This is a genomic window from Actinoplanes oblitus (assembly GCF_030252345.1).
Lineage (GTDB): Bacteria > Actinomycetota > Actinomycetes > Mycobacteriales > Micromonosporaceae > Actinoplanes > Actinoplanes oblitus.
Genome location: NZ_CP126980.1, coordinates 8026453 through 8047264 on the forward strand (window position 1 = coordinate 8026453; position 20812 = coordinate 8047264).

Below are 20812 nucleotides of genomic sequence, written 5' to 3' on the forward strand. Positions count from 1 at the left end.
CTCTAACACGAGAACGGGCTCGGTAAACGGCAGGCATACTGACCACGTGTTTATTGCCGGAATCAGGCTTTTGTCATGAAGGTGGCACTGCTGGGGCCGATCGCCTGGCGCACTCCCCCGCTTCACTACGGCCCCTGGGAACTGATCACCAGCCTGCTCGCCGAGGGACTGACCGAGCGCGGCGTCGACGTCACCCTCTTCGCCACCCTGGACTCGGTCACCAGGGCCACCCTGGACGGCGTCGTGCCGACCGGGTACGAGGAGTCCGACGAGATCGACGGCCGGGTCTGGGAAGCCATCCACGTCAGCCACGCGCTCGGCCGCTCCGGCGAGTTCGACCTGGTGCACAACCACCTGGACTGGCTGCCGCTGGCCTTCTCGGCGCACTGCCGGGCGCCGCTGCTGACCACCGTGCACGGGTTCTCCGGGAGGAACATCCTCCCGGCGTACCAGCGGGCGAAGTCGCTGTTCGTGTCCATCTCCGACAGCGACCGCTCGCCCGAACTGGACTATCTGGCCACCGTGCACCACGGTGTCGACCTCGATGGCCTGCCGTTCCACCCGGACGGCGGGGACGATCTGATCCTGTTCGGCCGGATCCACCCGGACAAGGGAACCGATCTGGCCATCGAGATCGCCCGGCGGGCCGGCCGGCGGCTGGTGATCTGCGGGATCGTGCAGGACCGGCGATTCTTCGAGGAGAAGGTGGAGCCGCTGATCGACGGGGAACGGGTGGTCTACCTCGGCTCGGTCGGACCGGACGAGCGCGGCACCATTCTCGGGTCTGGTGCGGCGCTGCTGCATCCGATCCGGTTCGCCGAGCCGTTCGGGCTGTCGGTGGTGGAGTCGATGGCGTGCGGGACGCCGGTGATCGCGTACCGGAAAGGGTCCATGCCCGAAGTGGTCGACGAGGGCGTGACCGGCCGCCTGGTCGACTCGGTGGAGGCGGCGGTGGCCGCGGTCGATGAGATCGGGACCCTCGATCGGGGGGTTTGTTCCGCGCGGGCCCGGGAACGCTTCTCGGCCGCTCGGATGGTCGAGGACTATCTGGCGATTTATCGAAAAATCCTCAGCTGAAAAGCTGGGTCTTGTTAACGTCGGAATGTGAATTACGCGTTGAACGGGAGGTATTCCCGGACGCCCCGCGCTGCGGGGAGGCAGCCGGCTGAGGAGAGAAAGGCCCAGTCATGCCCGCGACATACGGGTTTTTGAGCACGTATCCCCCCACTCAATGCGGTTTGGCGACATTCAATGCCGCACTCGCCACCCACCTGACCGCCGGCACGCCCGGCGCCGCCGTGGGATCCGGGGTGGTACGCCTGCTCAGCCAGGACAACGCCGGTGGGGGGATCGCGCTCGACCGGGCCGCGCCGCGGGTCGTGCACACCTGGCACACCGACCGGCCGGGCGGCTGGGTCGCCGCCGCCGCCGCGCTGAACCGATTCGACGTGGCGATCATCCAGCACGAGTACGGGATCTACCCGGGCGACGCCGGCGCCGAGGTGCTGCCGCTGCTGCGCGACCTCAAGATCCCGGCCATCGTGGTGCTGCACACCGTGCTCACTCGGCCGGACCCGCTGCAACGCGCGGCGCTGGAGCAGATCGCCGACACCGCCGCCGCCGTGGTGACCATGACCGACACCGCCCGGCAGCGGCTGACCGCGAACTACGCGGTGAACCCCCGCAAGATCACGGTGATTCCGCACGGCGCCGGCAGCCACACCGGGGTGCCCCGCGAGGCGCACGACCGGCCGAACCTGCTGACCTGGGGCCTGCTCGGCCCGGGCAAGGGCATCGAGTGGGCGCTGCGGGCCCTGGCCCTGCTCGGCGACCTCGCCCCGGCCCCGCTCTACACGGTGGCCGGGCGCACCCACCCGAAGGTGCTGGAGCAGCAGGGCGACGTCTACCGCTCCTCGCTGGTCGCGCTGGCCGCCGAGCTGGGCGTGACCGACGCGGTGAACTGGGTGGACGCGTACCTGGAGCCGGCCCGGCTGTCCAAGCTGATCCGGTCCGCGGACGCGGTGGTGCTGCCCTACGACTCGACCGAGCAGGTCACCTCCGGGGTGCTGATCGAGGCGGTCGGCGCCGGGGTACCGGTGGTGGCCACCGAGTTCCCGCACGCCGTGGAACTGCTCGCCGACGGGCCCGGACTGCTGGTGCCGCACCAGGACCCGGAGGCGATGGCGCTGGCCATCCGGCACGTGCTCGCCGAACCGGGGCTGCCGGGCCGGCTGGCCGGGCTGGCCGGCGGGCCGACGCTGCGCTGGCCGGCGGTGGCCGCCCGCTACCAGTCCCTGGCCGCCCGCCTGCTGGCCGACCGGGCGCCGCTGGCCGCGGCGACGATCTCGGCATGAGCCTTTCGCTGCGGCTGATCCCGCCACCGATCCGGCTCACCGACGTCCCCGAACCCCGCTTCGACCACGTGCTCCGGCTCTCCGACGACACCGGGCTGCTGGAGCACGCCCGTACCGCCATCGCCCGGCGCGAGCACGGCTACTGCGTCGACGACGTCAGCCGCGGCCTGCTGGTCGCCAGCCGGGAGCCCCGGCCGTCACCCGAGCTGCTCCGGGCCGCCGAGCGCTACCTGGCCTTCCTCACCCACGCGCAGGGGCCGGACGGCGCGTTCCGTAACCGGATGAGCTACGACCGGCGCTGGCAGGACGAGCCGTCGCTGGGCGACTGGTGGGGCCGGGCGCTGTGGGGCCTGGGCACCGCCGCCGCCCGCAGCAGCGCCCGGTGGATCCGCGCGGAGGCCCGGTACGCCTTCCACCTGGGCGCCCACCGCCGCTCCCCGTGGCCCAGGGCGATGGCCTTCGCCGGTCTGGGCGCGGCCGAGCTGCTCCGGGCCGATCCGCGCGACCGGGCCGCCGCCACGCTGCTCGCCGACGCGGCGACCGTGATCGGCCTGCCCGGCTCCGACCCGGCCTGGGTGTGGCCGGAGCGGGAACTCACCTACGCCAACCCGGCGCTGGCCGAGGTGGTGATCGCGGCCGGTGACCTGCTCGGCGACGAGGCGCTGCTCGGCGACGGCCTGCGGATGCTGTCCTGGCTCTGCGACATGCAGGAGCACCGGGGGCACCTGTCCACGGTGCCGGTCGGCGGCTGGCGCCCGGGTGTCCCCCGGCACCGGCACGACCAGCAACCGATCGAGGCGGCGGCCACCGCCGACGCCTGCGCCACCGCGGCGGCGGTCACCGGCGACGAACGCTGGGACGCCCCGCTCTTTCAGGCCATCGCCTGGTTTCTGGGCGACAACGACACCGGAACGGTGATGTGGGACAGCGAGACTTGTGGTTGTTATGACGGATTGACGGCTGATGGTCCTAATCTGAACCAAGGAGCCGAATCCACTCTCGCGCTCGTCTCCACGCTGCAGCATGCCCGCACGCTGGCACACCGGAGCGCGACCCGACCGTCAGGCGGCCTAGGTTGACAGCCACCGTGAACTCCACCGACATCACCCGTCACAACATCACCATGGCGCCTGACGGCCGCCGCGTGGTGATCAAGTTGTTCGTGCCCGGCGAGGACGCGCACTCCACGCACAACCGCACGGCCTGCATGATCGAGCGGATGCTGCAGCTCGACGAGGGCGACATCAGCGCGCTGCTCGACGACGTGCTGGGCCGGTTCTCCGGGCGGCACCACGACGTCCTGGCGACGTTCCAGCACCACTACGAGGTGGTGCAGCACCGGGTGCCGCCCGAGATCGACCTGTCGCCGCAGGCCCGGACGCTGATCGGGGCGTACTTCAGCCACGAGTTCTCGGTCGAGGCCGCGGCGCTGTGCAACCCGTCCATCGTCCCGCACCCGGACCAGCACGACCTGGCGCCGGGCGAGCTGCGCGCGGCGCTGAGCCTGCGGCAGATCGGCGAGGGGCACATCTCGTCGATCGGGTTCTGCAGCGTGATCATCGGGCCGGGCGCGGCGATCCGCCTCGAGGACCGGGACGGCCCGCTCGCGATCGGCCAGCGGGTCGGCGCCAAACACATGAAGCACCAGCTGTTCGCGGCGCTCGGCGACGAGGACATCGACAACGAGTGCTCGGCGTACATCCTCGGCGCCCTCCCGGACCGCTACGACGACCAGGTGTTCGAGGACGTGCTGAGCCATCTGCCGCCGGAGATCCTGGCCCGGCCGACCACCCCGATGACGATGGACCTGATCCGGCGCATCGTGATGGACGACTACGCCGTCACCTTCCCGGCCACCATGCCGCTGCACCAGCGGGTGCTCTGGCCGGCCACCCCGAGCGAGAGCCGGGGCATGGAGGACGCCCGGTTCGTGCAGGTGATCGACCCGGACGGGCGGCCGGCGTACCAGGCGACCTACACCGCGTACGACGGGTACAACATCGCCGGCCGGGTGATCTACAGCCGGGACCTGCGGCACTTCGAGGTGACGGCGCTGCACGGGCCGGCCGCCCGGAACAAGGGCATGGCGCTGTTCCCGCGCTACGTCAAGGGCAAGAAGATGGCGCTCTGCCGCTCCGACGGCGAGACCCTCGGCCTGGCCGTCCGCGACGACCAGCACCGCTGGCAGCCGGCCGGCCCGCTGCTGGTGCCGCATCGCGGCTGGGACCTGATCCAGGTGGGCAACTGCGGCTCGCCGATCGAGACCGAGGCCGGGTGGCTGGTGCTCACCCACGGCGTCGGGCCGATGCGGCGGTACGCGATCGGCGCCATGCTGCTCGACCTGGACGACCCGTCCAAGGTGATCGCCGACCTGCCGCAGGGCCTGATCGACCCAGACGAGACCGAGCGGGAGGGGTACGTGCCGAACGTGCTCTACTCCTGCGGCGGGCTGGTGCACGACGGGCGGTTCTGGCTGCCGTACGCGTCGAGTGACGTCCGGATCAGCTTCGCCAGCATGCCCCTCGACCGTCTGCTGCACCGCATGGTCCCGGTCGAACGGTGATCACACCGTCCCGGCCACCACCCAGATGGTCAGGACGGCGAGGAAGTCACCGCGGGCGCCGGCCGCCTCGACACAGGCCAGCCACTCCTCCCGGAGTCCGGGCGGGGTCTGCCAGGTGTCCGCCGGCACCCGCGGGTTGACCATCGGCAGCACCACCGCCGCCGACTCGGGACTGCCGAACAGGCAGGTCACCGGGGTCGCGGTCAGGCTCGACAGCCCGGCCGCGACCAGGCGGCGGCGCAGCGTGCGCCCCATGTCCCGCTGCGGCGGGGTGAAGTGCCCGCGCACATAGCGCCACACGGTGTTCCACAGCCGCGGCGGCATCCCGTCGAAGGCCAGCGAGTCCCAGTCGGTGTCGATCAGGCAGAGCCGCCCGCCCGGCCGGGTCACCCGGCGCAGCTCGCCGATCGCCCGGTCCGCGTCGTCCACGTGCTGCAGCACCCGCTCGCACCACACCCCGTCCACGCAGTCGTCGGGCAGGTCCAGGTCGCAGACGTCACCGAGGACGTAGCGCACGTTGCTGTCGTCGTGCCGGCTCACCGCGGCCGCGGTGATCGCCGCCGAACAGTCCAGCGCGATCACCTCACCGCGCGGCCCGACCTCGCCGGCCAGCCTGCGGGCCACCTCCCCGCTCCCGGATCCCGCGTCCAGCAGCCGCGTCCCGAGCGCCGGCCGGAGCGCGTCGACCCCGGCCCGGCGGACCCGCCGGATCTCCGGGTGCCGGCCCATCTCGGTCAGCGCGGCGAGCACCATCTCCGACATCGGGGCGGTCAGTCCGTCGATGTCGGAAAACGGCGTACGTTCCTTCTGCGCGGGCTCCATGCCGCGATTGTTCTCCTGGCGCACACCGATTCGACGGCCGTCGTCATCCATCCGACAGGGGGCTCCACCTGCTTTTCTTTTGATCGGTTCCAGTACCGTGAGGCGCTTGTGAACGAGGAGCACCCGATGACGACACCGCAGCGGCCGGACGAGCCCGCCTGGATCACCTATCCGTTCCGGGCGATCGCACTCATCGTGGTCTTCCCCTTCCGGCTGCTCTGGGAGCTGGGCGTTCTGCTCAACCGATTCGTCCTGGTGCCGGTCAGCCGGGCGCTCGGCTGGCTGCTGCGCACCTTCCTGGTGGTCCCGCTGCTCTGGCTGCTGCGCCAGCTGCTGCAGTGGATCGTGCTGCCGATCTGGCACGCGCTGCGCTGGGTGCTGGCCGCGCTGGTCACCGGGGTCGCCTGGGTGCTCCGGATGCTGCTGCGCCATCTGCTGCGGCCGATCGCGATGGCCATCGTGTGGTTGCTCACCCCGGTGCTGCGGGCGCTCTACAACTGGGTGCTGGCGCCGCTCGGGCACGCGCTCGCCTGGCTGCTGGTGGCGCTCTACCGCTGGGTGCTCACGCCGATCGGACGGGCGGTCGTCTGGGCGGTGCACGCGTCGTACCGATGGATCCTCCGGCCGATCGGCCTGGCGATCGCCTGGCTCGCGCGCGGCGCCTACCGCTGGGTGCTGGTCCCGATCGCCCTGGCGATCGCCTGGGCCTCGCGGGTGATCTATCGGTTCGTGCTCCGGCCGCTCGGCATCGCGATCGCTGTCACCTGGCGATACACCTTCGGCGCGGTGTTCCGCGGCATCGCCGCGACCAGCCGGTGGCTGCGCGACGAGGTGTTCCGCCCGGCCGGTCACGCGATCCGGGCCACGTTCGGCCTGTGAGACGGGCACTACCACATTTTGTGACTGCGCGTCATGCGGCGGTCATCACAAGTCACGGGCCGGATCACCCGCAACAGCCCGGCAATGGATATGAAAAACTTCCGGCATGATCGAGCAGGTGCGGTTCGGGCTGGTGGGTTACGGCAGCGGCGGGCGGATCTTCCACGCCCCGCTGATCGCCTCCGCGGAGAACATCGAGTTCGTCGGTGTGGTCACCACCTCCGAGGAGCGCCGCAAGCAGGTCGCCGAGGAGCTGCCCGGCGTCGCCACCTTCGACTCGATCGAGGCGATGGCCGCCGCCGGCGTCCGGGCGGTGACCGTCTCGACCCCGGCGTCCACCCACGCCGACCTGGCCCTGGAGGCCATCCGGCTGGGCCTCGCCGTGGTCGTCGACAAGCCGTTCACGCTCGACGCGCCGACCTCCCGCGAGCTGGTCAGGACCGCCGAGGCGGCCGGCGTCCCGCTGACGGTCTATCAGAACCGGCGCTGGGACTCGGACTTCCTGACCCTCCAGAAACTCATCGAGAAGGGCTCGCTCGGCACCATCCGCCGCTTCGAGTCCCGGATGGAACGCTGGGCGCCCGACCGCCTGCCCAAGGCGGCCGGCGGCGGCACCCTGCTCGACTTCGGCTCGCACCTGGTCGACCAGGCGCTCCAGCTGCACGGCCCGGCCCAGCGCGTCTATGCCGAGATGCGCGGCGAGAGCGAGCTGGACGACGACTTCTTCCTGGCCATGCACCACCTCAGCGGCGTCGAGTCGCACCTGTGGGGCAGCTGGCGGCAGGCCGGCCCGGGCCCGCGCTTCCGGGTCACCGGCACGGCCGGCACGTTCATCTCCGCCGAGCTGGACTGCCAGGAGGAGATGCTCAAAGCCGGCAAGAACCCGGCCAAGCTGGGCGACCGCTGGGGCATCGAGCACGAGCACCGCTGGGGCCACCTGTGGCGCGGCTCCACCGGCGCCCCGGTGGAGAGCTGCCGCGGCCGCTGGGACACCTTCTATCCGGCCTTCGCCGCGGCGGTCCTCGGCACCGGCCCGCTCCCGGTCGACCCGTGGGACACCGTCCGCGCCATGGAGGTCCTCGACGCCGCCCGCGTCAGCGCCTCCACCGGCCGCTCCGTCGCCCTCTGACATTCAGAACCACGATTTTCTACGCTCTGGGTGTCCCCAGACGCAGCAGCCCTGTCCCGTGGCTGAGCGCGCGGTGATCCCGGTGCCGGGCCGCGGGGCCGCGCCGGGCTGAACTCGCCAGGCCGCGCCGGGCACGGGCCGCGGGGCCGCGCCGGGCTGAGCTCGCCAGGCCGCGCCGGGCACGGACCGCGGGGCCGCGCCGGGCGGATTCGGCGTCTCGGACAGCCGGGATGACGCCCGGCCGGAGCGGGGTCGAACGGCGGTGGCTGTGGTGGCCTGTTCCTACGCTGACGAGATGAAGGATCGGCTGTACTTCTCGACGAACCCGTCGCTCGGGGCACGCCTGTTCGACCTGCTCGCGGGGATCTGCTTCCTTCTCCTACCGATCTGCGTATTGGTGGGTGCGTTCCCCAGCCGGCACGAGCACCGAGGACACCGGAACCACTTCAACGTCGCCGGGCTGCTCATGATGCCGGTCATGTTCACGTTCGGCATCTTCTTCGTGGTGCGATCGCTGCGTGCCGTGTGCTGGCTGACGGGCTCGACGCTACGGGTCCGCGGGCCACAAGGCGCCCAGTCCGCCGACCTGAGCCGGAGCTACCTGCACATCCGGCAGGTCGAGGAAGACGGGCGGGCCGGCGAGCAGGTTCCCTACCTGGTCGCGCGCGACCCGGTGACGGGACATGAGGTGCTGCAATCCCTCCGGCTGACCGCCGGTGAGCTCGACCGGCTCGCCGGCGCCATTCTCGTCGCCCGCCCGCCGGAGGGCGGCGACCAGGAGGCACACGACGTGGCCGAGGCGATCCGCCGGCTCGCCCACGACACGGCCTCCCGAACCTGACAACCCCGCCGCACCCTCATCGCCAGGCACGGACACTCGGTCATGCGCCTGCGCCCGCCGCCGGCAAACGGGTGAACCAGACACGAGGCCGAGCCGAGCCGAGACCGCGCCGCCGGGCCGGGCCGCGAGGCCCGCCGCACTCCGGAAAGTGCCGCGCCTCCGTCCCCGGCTGGTCCTCACGGTTGTGTCAATGCCTGCGAGACCACCACCAGCACCAGCCAGACCCGGGCTCGCCTGTTCGTCGCGGCGGGGTGGGCAGCTCAGCCCGGCGCGGCCTCGCGGTCCGGCACCGGGATCACCGTGCGCTTAGCCACGGGACCGGGCTGCTGCGGTTGTGGTGGGCCGAGAGCGTAGAAAATCGTGCTCTTGAAGGTCTGAAAGATCGCGGTTCGGAAAGGGAAGACGATCGTGCTCTTGAAGGGGGGCGTGCCCGCGTCCGGCGGGCGGGCGCGGGCACGCGACAGCTAGCGATCAGTTGCGGACAATGGTGAACGTCGAGGTCGGGTTCTCGATGTCCTTGTAGTTGTTGCTCAGGGTGAGGTTGGTGAAGGTGGCCGAGCCGACCGCCGGGCCCTGGCCGGCCTCCGGCAGCGGGTTGGCCCAGATGCCGTAACCGCTCTTGGCGTCGAAGGCGTCGCCGCTCTTCTGCGCGCCGGTGATGGTGACGTTGGTGAAGACCGTGTCCTTGATCGGGTTCACCGGCTGGCCGCCGATGTACTGGGTCTGGAACATGATCCCGGAGTAGGTCGGGTCGACGATGTCGACGTTGCTGACCCGGATGCCCTGGAACACCTTCGAGGCGCTGAACATCCAGATCGCCGGGAAGACCTGCTGGCCCCAGAAGTGGCCGCCGGCCCGGACGACCGAGATGTTGTCGAGCACGGTCGGCGGGCTGGCGCCGAAGCCGTTCATCGGGTAGCCGAAGTCCAGCGAGCTGACCGTGATGCCGGAGTAGCAGAGCGTGTCCGCGATGTAGATGTTCTTGAACGTGTTCGCGTAGCCGCCGTAGACCGCGATGCCTGCCGCGCGCCAGGTGAGCAGGCTGGTCAGGTTCGAGAAGGTGTTGTCGATCTCGTCGGACCCGCCGGCGTCGATCGCCGAGAACAGCGCGAAGCTGTCGTCGCCGGTCGCCCGGGACTCGTTGTTGTCGACCAGGTTCCCGGTGCTGCCGTTGGTCATGTTGACGCCGTCGGCGAAGGTGTCCCGGATCCGCGAATTCTTGATCACCATGTTGTCGGTGTTCGCGCCCCAGTACAGGCAGACCACGTGCTCGGCCCAGATGTTGTCGATGGTGATCCCGGAGACGTTCGCGAAGTCGAACACCTTGCCGGGACCGTCGATCCGGATCGTGTAGTTGCCCCAGAACGAGAAGTTGGCGAACGTCGAACCGTTGGCGGTGGCGTCGGCCCGGAAGCCGGCATCCGTCTCGGTCTGCGTCTCCGGGGTGTGGAAGCGGGTGTACCAGGGGCCGGCGCCGACGACCTTCAGCGCCTTGCCGTACACCTGGAACTTGTTCGACGTCTGGTAGTCACCGGCGGGCAGGTAGACGCCCACCTTGGTGCTGTCCTGACGCGCCGTGTCCAGGGCGGCCTGCACCGACTGCTGGTCGAAACCGGTCGGCACCACGTACTTGCTGGCGTCCGGGTTGGCGATCGCGGAGACCTGCTCCAGCTGGATGAAGTCGATCGCGATGGAGCCGCTGTTGCCGGCGTCCTTCTGCAGCTTGATGGTGCTGCCGGCCGGGAACGACCCGGTCAGCATGAGGTTCGCTTCGTCGTAGATGTGCCGCGGGCCGGAGCCGGAGTTCTGCGGCGCCGTCTCGCTGCCGTACAGCCAGGCGTACTTCGAGGTGAGCGGCAGGGTCTTGTTGAGCGCGCCGTTGACGTACACGTTGATCGAGCTGGTCGTGCCGTCCGGGATGGAGAAGCGCGCGACAACGGTGTTGGTGGCGTTGCGGGTCGTCCAGGACACCGACGAGCCGGTCTGGTTCAGCGTGACCGCCTTGCGGCCGGACGCCTCGCCGGCCAGGTCACCGATGGTGCGGTTGGGGCCGACGACCGCCGCGCCACCGGCGACGGCGCCGTCCTCGGCCTCGTACATGTCGTACGGCATGTTCGCGCCACGGCCGACGAAGAACGGCTTCTCGCCGGTGTTGTTGGCCTGCTTGACCGGCAGCTCGTTGGTGTCGGCGGCGACCACCGTACGCACGGTGTACTTGCCGTTGACCGCGGTCCAGCCGCCCAGGCTGATCGACGGCGACGAGGCGCCGGCGGCCAGGGTGCCGGTGTACGACCCGGTGAACGTCTTGACGGTGGTCGAGCCGTTCAGCACGGTGACCGTCACGCTGTGCGTGCCGCTGCCGGTGGCCGCGGTGCCCTGGTTCTTCAGGACCGCCGAGAAGCTGACCGTCTGGCCGGCCGACGGGTTGCCGGGCGACCAGGAGACCGCCGAGGCGACCAGGTCGGAGCTGCTGACCGGGGCGACGACCAGGGTGGCCGGGTTGGTGTAGGAGTTGTTGGCCTCGTTGGTCTCGATCACCGTGTTCGCCTCGTCGACCTTGGCGGACACGGCGTAGCTGCCCGCGTCCCGGGCCCCGATCGAGGCCGAGACGGTGGTGGACGCGCCGGCCGCGAGGGCGCCGACCGCCGCGGTGCCGGCCTTCGTCGTGCCGAGGTAGAAGGTGACCGACGACGCGGCCGAGGCGGCGGTGCCCGCGTTGCGGACGGTGGCCGACAGGGTGATCGGGTCGGTCTCCACCGGCGAGGCCGGCGAGCTGGTCATGCCGGTGATCGTCAGGTCCGGGTTGGCCGCCGGGGTGCCGATCACCTGGAGTTCCGCGACCTGCCCGCTGGGCGCGCCGGTGTTGGCGGTGAAGGAGAGCCGGACGTCAGCGGTGGTCGCCGAGACCGGGATGGTCACGGTGTTCTGCGAGGCGGGATTGAAGGTGTACGTCGCGGAGCCCACGAGCGTGGTGTACGCCGACGCCGACTGCTCCCGGCCGAGCACCGAGAACGTCTGCTGCCGGGTACCCCAGTCGGTGCCCGGGTTGAGCTTGACGACCACCGAGGAGACCGTCGCGTTGGCACCCAGCTTCACCGTCAGGTCGGCCGGGTACGCGCTGCCCTCCCAGTACGTGGCGGTGTCGTTGTCGTTGGCGTTGGTGGCGACGAAGGTGAAGACCGTCGACGAGGCCTCGATCGGCTTGCCGACCGCCAGGTTGGTGCCGGTCTGCGGCGCGCCGGTCCGGGTCACCGTGTTGCTGGCCGCCGACTCGTTCCCGGCGGCGTCCCTCGCCTTCACGTAGTACGAGACGGTCGCCGTGTCGGGCTGGCTGTCGGTGTACGTGGTACCGGTGACGGTGGTCTTCAGGGTGCCGTTGGCGTACACGTTGTAGCCGGTGACGCCCACGTTGTCGGTGGACGCGCCCCAGCTGAGCCGGATCTGCCCGCCGGCCGGCTGGGTGTAGGAGAGGGTGCCCGGCGTGGTGGGCGCCTGGGAGTCGCCGGTCGCGCCGGTCCGGGTCACCGTGTTGCTGTTCCCGGAGACGTTGCCGGCCGCGTCCTTGGCCCGCACGTAGTAGGAGACCGTCGCCGAGTCCGGCTGGCTGTCGGTGTAGGTCAGCACGTTGCCGGCCACCGAGGTGCGGAGCTGGCCGTTGGCGTAGATGTCGTAACCGGTCACCCCGACGTTGTCGGTGGACGCGTTCCAGGTCAGCCTGATCTGCCCGCCGGCCGGCTGGGTGTAGGCGAGGTTGCCGGGTGCGCTGGGCGCCTGGCTGTCCCCGCTGACCGGCCCGTAGAGCTCCAGCTCGGAGAGCTGACCGGCGGGCCACGCGGTGTTGGCGGTGAAGCTCAGCCGGACGAACCGGGCGCTGGCCGCGGTGAAGTCCACTGTCACCGTGTTGCCGGACGACGGGTTGAAGGTGTACCCGGCGCTCGCCTTGAGCGTGCTGAACGAGCTGCCGTCGGTGCTGCCCTGGATGGACAGCGTCTCGGTCCGGGTGTTCCAGGCGGTGGCCGGAGGGAGTTTGAGGACGGCCTGGTTGACCTGGGTGGACGTACCGAGGTCGACCTGGAGCCACTGCGGGAAGGCGTTGTTGTTGCTCTCCCAGTAGGTGTTGGCGTTGCCGTCGCCGGCGTTGCCGGCCGGGTAGACGTCGGTGTAGCCGCTGGCGCTGAAGGCCTTGCCGGCGGCCAGGTTGGGGCCGGCTGCCAGCGCCGCGGGGGCGTGGACGAGTGCGGCGACCACGCTCGCGGCCGCCGCGGCGGCTATGAGCCTGAATCTGGACATGCGGGAGCGCACCTTTCTTCGGTGAAGGTGTTCAAGGGGACCGCCGGGCGGCCTGGTGGATGGCCGCCCGGCGGCGTCTCACGAGGGGTAGGCCTCGATCTCGGAAAGCTGGCCGGCGGGCCAGCCGGTGTTCCCCGTGACGGTGACGCGCAGGTACCGCTGGGTCGCGCTCACCGGGATGGTGACGGTGTTGCCGCTCGCCGGGTCGAAGGTGTACCCGGCGCTCGCCTTGACGGTGCTGTAGGCCGAGCCGTCGGTGCTGCCCAGGATGCTGAGCGTCTCGGTGCGGGTGGCCCAGGCCGTCGTCGGCGGCAGCTTCAGGACGACCCGGCCGAGGGTGCGGTTCTGGCCCAGGTCGACGGTGATCGACTGCGGGAAGGCGTTGCTGCCGCTCTCCCAGTAGCTGCTCGCGTTGCCGTCGGTCACGTTGGCCGGGGTGTAGACGTCCGCCTGGCTGGTCGCGGTGGCCGTTCTCCCGGCCGCGAGGTTGCCGGTGGGCGGCGCGGTGGTGGTCGGCGGCGCGCTGGTCGGCGGCGTGGTGGTGCCACCGCTCGCATACACCTCGAGCTCGGCGAGCTGCGCCGCGGGCCAGCCCGAGTTGGCCGAGAAGGTCAGCCGGACGTATCGGTGGTTCCCGGTGGTCAGCGCCAGGGTCGCGCTGTTGCCACTGGCCGGGTCGAGCGTGACCCCGCCGGCACCGGCGAGCGACGTCCAGGAGGACCCGTCGGTGCTTCCGGAGACCGCGACGGTCTCGGTCCGCTTCTCCCAGCCGGCCGGCAGCTTCAGTACGGCCCTGCCGACGGTCTGCGCCGAGCCCAGGTCCACGGTGTACGTCTGCGGGAACGCGTTGTTGGCGCTCTCCCAGTACGTCGCCGCGTTGCCGTCGACGGCGTTCGCCGCCACGTAGTTACCGTTCGAGGACGTGGCGGTGACCGGCTTGCCCCGCGCCAGGTTGCCGTTGGACGGCGGCGGAGTGCTGGAGGTGCTGGGGCCGGGCGTCGGCGACGAGGCCGGCGGGCCAGACGGCGTGGTGGTGCTGTTGCCCCACTTCGGCGCCGGCCACGGCCCGCAGTACGGCGTCGGTGTCTGCCACCCCGAGTTGCCGCCCGCGTCGGTGATCGCCAGCCCGGAGCCGGTGCAGTTGTAGGTCGGCGGGTTCTGGGCGATCCCGGTCGCCTTCACGTTCTTGAACGTGGCGGTGGCCGGGGCCTGCGCCTGCAGGGCGAACGTTCCGGCGCCGGCGATGTTGACGTTGGTCAGGTTCAGCCCGCTGGTGCCGTTGCCGATCCACTGGATCCCGGCGTAGGAGCTGTCCAGGATGTCGGTGTCGGTGACGTTGATGGTGGCCCCGGTGATCGCGCCCTGGTCCGGCCAGAACCACAGCGCGCCGATGCCGAAGTTCCAGTTGTAGTCGGAGTTGCCGGTCCGGATCAGGGTGTTGCGGGCCAGGGTCCAGGTGCCGGCCACCGCTGTCGGGCCGGTGACGCCCGGGTACCGGTTGGCGACGTGCAGGCCGCCGCCGTTGGTGACCGTCTCGGCCATCACGTTGTCGCTGATCGTGATGTCCCGGCCGCCGTAGCTGACGATGTTGTTGGCCAGGATCGGCGCCACCACGGTGTTGTGGGTGAACGCGTTGCCGACGTTCGCGGTGTTCTCCGCCCACATCGCCAGGCCGTCGTCCCCGGTGTTGCGGACGAACGTGTTGGTAACGGTGGAGTTGGTGACGCCGATGTGGAAGTTCACGCCGTCCGCGGTCTGGTCCAGGATCCGGCTGTTGCGGATGGTGAAGTTGTCCATCGGGCCGTCCATCCAGGCGCCGACCTTGGTGTGCTGCATCCAGACGTCGTCGACGGTCGAGTTCGACATGGCCCCGCCAAACGCGTTGACCTGGTCCTCGTCCACCCGCTCCTGGATGTCACCGATGACCGCGAGGTCCTTGACGGTGACGTTCCGGCTCGGACCGCCCTGACCCACGTACTTGCCGTAGAGGCCGGCGGCCTGGTTGCGCTGGCTGGGGTGCCGGCCGCCGAGCACGGTGTACCAGGGCCCGGCCCCGGCCAGCGTGACCCTGTCGACGATCACGTGGCTGTACAGCGTGTAGCTGCCCTGCGGCAGGTAGACCACGCGGCCGGACGCGGCGCCGGCGTCGACCGCGGCCTGGATCCGGGCGGTGGTGTCGGTGGCGCCGGTCGGATCGGCGCCGTAGTCGGCGACCGCGTCGATGGCGCCGGCCGGCTTGCCGATCGGGCCCGGCACGTTCTCGAAGTCGGCCAGGTCGATGGTGAAGCTGGGCGACTGCGCGGTCGAGGAGACCTGGATCCGGATCTTGGTGCCGGCCTGGTAGGTGGTCCCGAACAGCGCCCGGGCCTCGTCGTAGAAGTGGTGCGGGCGGCCGTCACCGGGGTTGTTGGTGAACGGGTAGTACCCGTAGTACCAGCTGTACTTCGAGGTGACCGGCACGCTCTTGATCAGGGTGGAGCCGGCGCGGAGGTCCAGCGAGCCGCTCCTGCCGTCCGGCACGCTGTACCGGAAGGTGACCGCGTTGGCCGGCTTGGTCAGGGTGAACTCGACGTATTCACCCGCGGCGTCGAGGGTGACGGCCTCCCGCCCGGAGGCTTCGGAGGAGAGGGCGCCGTAGGTCCGGTCGGTGCCGGTGGAGGTGCCGTTCGTCGCGGCCTTCTCGGCCTCGATCTCGGTGAACGGCACCGTGGCGCCCCGTCCGGAGATGTCGAACGGGGAGAGCCCGGCGGCCTGCGCCGGCGTGGAGCTCCAGGTCACCGCGGTGACCGCGGTGGCCGCGAGGACTGCGGCAAGTGTCGCTATCGGGGCGGTGCGGTTGGCCATGGGTCCCTTCCTTGGTGTGGCCAGCCCCCGTTTTCGGTGGTGTTCCTCCTGCTCGGCGGGCGTCTCCGGCGGTGGAACCGGAAACGCCCGCAGCCGTCAGAAACGCAGCCAGACCGCGGTGTCCTGGGGGAGGAGGTCACCGTCGAGAGGGCCGCTGGCGAGCAGGATGGTCTTGTGCTCCGGCATGGGGATGGGAGCGCCGGACAGGTTGAGCACGCAGGCGAAGTCGTCGCCGCGGGTGTAGGCGAGCACCCCGGCGCCCCGGTCGAGCCAGCTGAACGCGGCCGCGCGGGGGCGCAGCCGGATGGCGGTGCGGTACAGCTCCAGCATCGAGTTCGGATCGCCGGTCTGCGCCTCGACGGTGCGGTCCTTCCACTCGGCCGGCTGGGGCAGCCACGGTGTGCCGCTGCTGAAGGCGTACGGTGGCTCGTCGCCGGACCAGGGCAGCGGCACCCGGCAGCCGTCCCGGGTGTGCCCGCGCCGGGCGTACATCGGATCCTGGATCTGCTCCTCGGGGATGTTCTCGTTCTCCCAGAGTCCGAGTTCCTCGCCCTGGTAGACGTAGGCCGAGCCGGGCAGCGAGAGGGTGAGCAGCGCGGCGGCCCGCGCCCGGCGGGTGCCCAGTTCCAGGTCGACGGGGGTGCCGTCGAGGTTGTTCTCGAAGCTGAACGTGGTGTCGGCCCGGCCGTAGCGGGTGACGTGCCGGGTGACGTCGTGGTTGGAGAGCACCCAGGTGGCCGGGGCGCCGACCCCGGCGTGCGCGTCGAGGGTGCGGTCGATGCAGGCCCGCATCAGCTCCGGGTCCCACGCGCAGCCGAGGAAGTCGAAGTTGAACGCCGCGTGCAGCTCGTCCGGCCGCAGGTAGTTGGTGAAGCGCTCGACGTCGGGCATCCACACCTCGCCGATCAGTGCCCGGTCCTCGTAGTCGTCGGCCACCCGGCGCCAGGCCCGGTAGACGTCGTGCACCGCGTCCAGGTCGTGGAAGGGGTGCGGCTCACCCTCGACCACCTCGGGCAGCGCGGTGTCCTTGAACAGCAGCGCCGCCGAGTCGATCCGGATGCCGTCGGCACCCCTGTCGAACCAGAACCGCAGGATGTCCTCGAACTCGGCCTTGACGTCCGGGTGCTCCCAGTTGAGGTCGGGCTGCTCCGGGGTGAACAGGTGCAGGTACCAGGACCCGTCGGGCGCCTTCGACCAGGTGGTGCCGCCGAACTCCCCGGTCCACCGGGTGGGCATCCGCTCGGACGGCGGCCGGAACCAGAAGTACTCCCGCTCCGGCGCGTCCGGCGAGGCGATCGCGGCCTGGAACCACGGATGCTCGGCGGAGATGTGGTTCGGGACGATGTCGACGATCATCCGGATGCCGGCCGCGTGCGCCTCGGCGATCAGCGCCTCGGCGCCGGCCAGGGTGCCGAAGACCGGGTCGACGTCGCGGAAGTCCGCCACGTCGTAGCCGGCGTCCGCCATCGGCGAGGGGTACCAGGGACTCATCCAGATCGCGTCCACCCCGAGGTCGCGGAGGTGGCCCAGGCGCGACCGGATGCCGTCGATGTCACCGACGCCGTCACCGTCGGAGTCGGCGAAACTCCGGGGATACACCTGGTAGATGACCGCGTCGCGCCACCACGCACTGTCTTTTGCGGACACGAAAACTCGCTTTCTGCGTTTATTGCGGCATTTTTCGCCCGGATACTGGGCACTGAGAGGCGGCGACGCTGCTCAGCCCTTGACGCTGCCCGCGGTCAGGCCGGACATGATGTTCCGCTGGAAGATCAGAAAGATGATCACGGTGGGGATGGCCGCGATCACCGAGGCGGCGATCACCTCGTTCACCGACGAGCCGCCGGAGAAGGCCACGATGCCGACGCTCACCGTCCGGGTGGAGCCGTCCGGCATGACCAGCTTCGGCCAGAGGAAGTCCTTCCAGACGTACGTCACCGAGAAGATCGAGACGACGCCGAGGATCGGGCGCGACATCGGCAGGATGATCGACCAGAGCGTGCGCAGCGGGCCGGCCCCGTCCACCTGGGCGGCCGACATCAGGTCCTCCGGGATGGAGTCGAAGAACCGCTTCAACAGGAAGATGTTGAAGGCGTTGGCGACCAGCGGCAGCCAGATCGCGAGCGGCTGGTTGATCAGGCTGGCGTGCACGATCGGCAGGTCGATCACCGTCACGTACTGCGGGACGATCAGGACGATCACCGGGATCATCAGGGTGGCCAGCATCGCGCCGAGGACCACGTTGCCCAGGACCGGGCGCAGCTTCGACAGCGAGTACGCCGCGGCGGTGTCGAACACCAGCTGGAACAGGACCGCGCCGATCGCGTAGTAGAACGTGTTGAACAGCAGCTTGGAGAGGTTGAGGTTGCTCCAGGCGTTGGTGTAGTTGCTGACGTCCGGGTGCCGCGGCCACAGCGTCGGCGGGGTCTGCGCGATCTCCTGGCCGGTCTTGAGCGCGCCGGTGACCATCCAGTACAGCGGGCCGATGAACACCAGGGTGAAGCCGGCCACGACCAGGCCCAGCAACGTCCAGTAGAGGTACTTGCCCTTGCCGCGTCGCAGCTGGGCCTGCGAGACGAGCGTACGGGTGCCGGAATTGTGCGACATGGTCCGTCCTCAGTCGTTCTTCGTGGTGAGCCGCAGGTAGACACCCGAGAAGGCGGCCAGCGCCACGAGGATGATCACTCCGAGCGCCGCGGCGCCGTTGAGGTCGTTCTGATAGAAGCCGTGCTGATAGATCAGGTACGCCACGGTGGTCGCCGAGTCCTGCGTGCCGGCGCCGTTGGCGAGGATCAGCGGCTCGATGAAGACCTGCATGGTGGCGACGATCTGCATCATGGCGAGCAGGCCGAGGATCAGCCTGGTCTGCGGGATGGTCACGTTCCAGATCCGTCGCCAGAGCCCGGCGCCGTCCAGCTCGGCCGCCTCGTACAGCTCGCCCGGGATGTTCTGCAGCGAGGCCAGGTAGATCAGCACGGCGCTGCCCATGTTCATCCACGTGGAGGCGATCACCATGGCCGGCATCGTCGCGCCCGGCGACTGCATCCACTGCGAGGTGGGCAGGTGCAGGAACGTGAGGATCGCGTTGAACAGGCCGGCGTCGCTCGGGTCGTACGCGTAGAACTTGAAGAGGAAGAGCGCCGAGGCCGGCGGCAGCATCACCGGCAGGTACACCAGGACGCGCAGGTAACCCTTGGCGTGCCGCAGCTCGTTGAGCAGGATCGCGACGAAGAACGGGACCGCGTACCCGATGACCAGGGCCAGCACGGTGAAGTAGACGGTGTTGCGCCAGGCCGGCCAGAAGCTCGGGTCGGCGATGATCCGGGTGTAGTTGTCCCAGCCGACCCAGGTGGTCACACCGCGCCTGGTCCGCTGGAAGCTCATGATGATCCCGCGGATCATCGGGTACCAGGTGAAGAGGGCGAAGCAGAGGATCGCGCCGATCAGGAAGGCGTACCCGGTGACGTTGTCGCGGATCTTGCGGTTGCGCCGCCCACGGCTCCGGGCGGGCGAGGCGCTGCGTGTCAACTGTTCGGTCGTGCCCGGGGCGGTCATGGTCGCCAACGGAAAACTCCTGCGATGAGTCGGAAGGGTGCGGACCGGTCGGCGACCGGCCCGCACTCCTCGCGGGATCAGCTACCGGCGGTGATCAGCTGGTTGACCTTCTGCTCCGCGGTCTTGAGGAGCTCGTCGATGTTGGCGTTCGGGTTGGTCAGCACCCCGGACATCGCCGAGTCGAGCACCGCGTAGATCGCCTGGGCGTTGGCGGGCTCTCCCTTGATCGGCAGCTGCTGGTTCTCGAACAGCGCGTAGATCGACGGGTCGACGTTCGCGTTCGCCTTGCGCAGCTCGTACTCCGCCTTGGCGGTGGCGCTGTCCTTGGTGAACAGCAGCGGCTGCGGCAGGCCCACCGGGTAGTTCTGCGGCTTGGCCCGCGGGTAGTCGAACTGGCCCTTGCCGACCGTGAGTTTCTCGAAGGCGACCCACTTGAGGCCGGCCTTGACCTGCGCCTCGGTCAGGCCCTTCTTGAAGAAGTAGCCGTCGCCGCCACCGAGGGTGGCCTTCGCCAGGCCGTCCTGGCCGGGGAGCGGGGCGACCGCCCAGTCCGCGTACTTGCCCTTGAACTGGGAGACGATCTGCTGGGTGGTGTCCGGCGCGCCGATGAACATGCCGACCTTGCCGGCCGCCGCGTTGGTCAGCAGGTCACCCCACTGGAGCAGCTGACGCGAGCCCATCGAGTTGTCGCCGTACCGCATGTCCTTGAGGTTCTGCAGGACCTGCTTGCCCATCGCGTTGTTGAAGTCGGCCTTCTTGCCGTCCTCGGTGAGGATCTGGCCGCCCTGCGCGTAGATCTCGGCGGTGAAGTGCCAGCCACCGGTGTTGCCGGCGCTGTAGTCGGCGTAGCCGGCGACGCCCGGGGCGGCCTGGGCGATCTTCTTGGCCGCGGTGCGGACGTCGGCCCAGGTCTTCGGCGGGTTCGCCGGGTCCAGGCCGGCCTTTTGGAACAGGACCTTGTTGTAGACCAGGCCCATCGAGTAGTTCTTGATCGGCACGCCGTAGACCTTGCCGCCGTCGGAGAAGACCGACTTGAGCGCCGGGTCGACGTCATCCCAGGTGGGGATGGTGTCCTTGGTGACGTAGGACGTGATGTCCATGGCCTGACCGGAGTCCAGCACCTGCTGCAGGTCGGTCATGTAGCCGTAGAAGACGTCGGTGGTGGTGCCACCCGCCAGCCGGGCGGTGAAGTCCGGCGGGTTGTTGCACTGGGTGCCGACGCTGACGCTCTTGATCTGGACGTCCGGGTTCGCCTTCTCGAACGCGGCGACGTCGGCGTTCCAGTTCGCCACCAGCTCCTTCTCGGTGCCGACCGGCATGCAGTCGACCGTGATGATCGTCTTGCCGTCGGCGCTGGTGCTCTCGTCGTCGCTCTTCGTGGAGCACGCCGCGAGGCTGAGTCCCAGGCCGGCCGCGAGCGCGAACGCCACGGCCTTCCGGTACTGCGGTGCGGACATCTGTCCATCCCTTCGGGAACGGTTATCCATGTGTTCGCTTCAAGTGCGAGGTGATCGATGCGTGGGGGCTCACAGGCA

At 70.0% G+C, this 20812-nt stretch carries 14 protein-coding genes; 7 read left to right on the top strand and 7 right to left on the bottom strand.

What is annotated here, in order from left to right; genetic code table 11:
- Positions 1 to 75: 75 nt before the first annotated feature.
- From Actob_RS35675 to Actob_RS35690, 4 genes are all read left to right on the top strand, one after another.
- Positions 76 to 1077: a glycosyltransferase family 4 protein gene (locus tag Actob_RS35675; RefSeq protein WP_284916337.1), complete on the top strand. Its 1002-nt coding sequence runs from the start codon at positions 76 to 78 to the stop codon at positions 1075 to 1077.
- 110 nt (positions 1078 to 1187) lie between these two features.
- Positions 1188 to 2354, top strand: a complete 1167-nt coding sequence (locus Actob_RS35680) for a glycosyltransferase (RefSeq protein WP_284916338.1) — start codon at positions 1188 to 1190, stop codon at positions 2352 to 2354.
- Positions 2351 to 3433, top strand: coding sequence for a glycosyltransferase (locus Actob_RS35685; protein WP_284916340.1), 1083 nt, complete (start codon positions 2351 to 2353; stop codon positions 3431 to 3433). The genes Actob_RS35680 and Actob_RS35685 overlap by 4 nt, the downstream gene beginning before the upstream one ends.
- A gap of 44 nt (positions 3434 to 3477) precedes the next feature.
- A complete protein-coding gene (locus Actob_RS35690) occupies positions 3478 to 4917 on the top strand; it encodes a glycoside hydrolase family 130 protein (RefSeq protein ID WP_284922446.1) in 1440 nt (479 codons plus the stop codon).
- Here Actob_RS35690 and Actob_RS35695 read toward each other — a convergent pair whose 3' ends face one another.
- Positions 4918 to 5739, bottom strand: a complete 822-nt coding sequence (locus tag Actob_RS35695; RefSeq protein ID WP_284916341.1) for a methyltransferase domain-containing protein — start codon at positions 5737 to 5739, stop codon at positions 4918 to 4920.
- A 126-nt stretch (positions 5740 to 5865) separates the two neighbouring features.
- Here Actob_RS35695 and Actob_RS35700 point away from each other — a divergent pair, with 126 nt between their 5' ends.
- The 3 genes from Actob_RS35700 to Actob_RS35710 all read left to right on the top strand — a co-directional run bounded on the left by Actob_RS35700 (position 5866) and on the right by Actob_RS35710 (position 8588).
- Positions 5866 to 6618: a hypothetical protein gene (locus Actob_RS35700; protein WP_284916343.1), complete on the top strand. Its 753-nt coding sequence runs from the start codon at positions 5866 to 5868 to the stop codon at positions 6616 to 6618.
- A gap of 106 nt (positions 6619 to 6724) precedes the next feature.
- Complete coding sequence (locus tag Actob_RS35705; RefSeq protein WP_284916344.1) at positions 6725 to 7747, top strand: Gfo/Idh/MocA family protein; 1023 nt, start codon at positions 6725 to 6727, stop codon at positions 7745 to 7747.
- Positions 7748 to 8042: 295 nt separating this feature from the next.
- A complete protein-coding gene (locus tag Actob_RS35710; RefSeq protein ID WP_284916345.1) occupies positions 8043 to 8588 on the top strand; it encodes a hypothetical protein in 546 nt (181 codons plus the stop codon).
- A 471-nt stretch (positions 8589 to 9059) separates the two neighbouring features.
- Here the strand turns inward: Actob_RS35710 and Actob_RS35715 are convergent, their stop codons facing one another.
- From Actob_RS35715 to Actob_RS35740, 6 genes are all read right to left on the bottom strand, one after another.
- Entirely contained in the window at positions 9060 to 12878 is a 3819-nt protein-coding gene (locus Actob_RS35715; protein WP_284916346.1) for a discoidin domain-containing protein, read from the bottom strand.
- 78 nt (positions 12879 to 12956) lie between these two features.
- Positions 12957 to 15722, bottom strand: a complete 2766-nt coding sequence (locus tag Actob_RS35720) for a discoidin domain-containing protein (protein WP_284916347.1) — start codon at positions 15720 to 15722, stop codon at positions 12957 to 12959.
- 96 nt (positions 15723 to 15818) lie between these two features.
- Positions 15819 to 17369: a glycoside hydrolase family 13 protein gene (locus Actob_RS35725; protein ID WP_284916348.1), complete on the bottom strand. Its 1551-nt coding sequence runs from the start codon at positions 17367 to 17369 to the stop codon at positions 15819 to 15821.
- Positions 17370 to 17441: 72 nt separating this feature from the next.
- Positions 17442 to 18329, bottom strand: coding sequence for a carbohydrate ABC transporter permease (locus Actob_RS35730; RefSeq protein ID WP_284916349.1), 888 nt, complete (start codon positions 18327 to 18329; stop codon positions 17442 to 17444).
- A gap of 9 nt (positions 18330 to 18338) precedes the next feature.
- A complete protein-coding gene (locus Actob_RS35735) occupies positions 18339 to 19286 on the bottom strand; it encodes a carbohydrate ABC transporter permease (protein WP_284916351.1) in 948 nt (315 codons plus the stop codon).
- Between the two features lie 68 nt (positions 19287 to 19354).
- Positions 19355 to 20734 carry an ABC transporter substrate-binding protein gene (locus Actob_RS35740; protein WP_284916352.1) on the bottom strand — a complete coding sequence of 460 codons (1380 nt, stop codon included), beginning with the start codon at positions 20732 to 20734 and terminating at the stop codon, positions 19355 to 19357.
- Between the last annotated feature and the right edge of the window lie 78 nt (positions 20735 to 20812).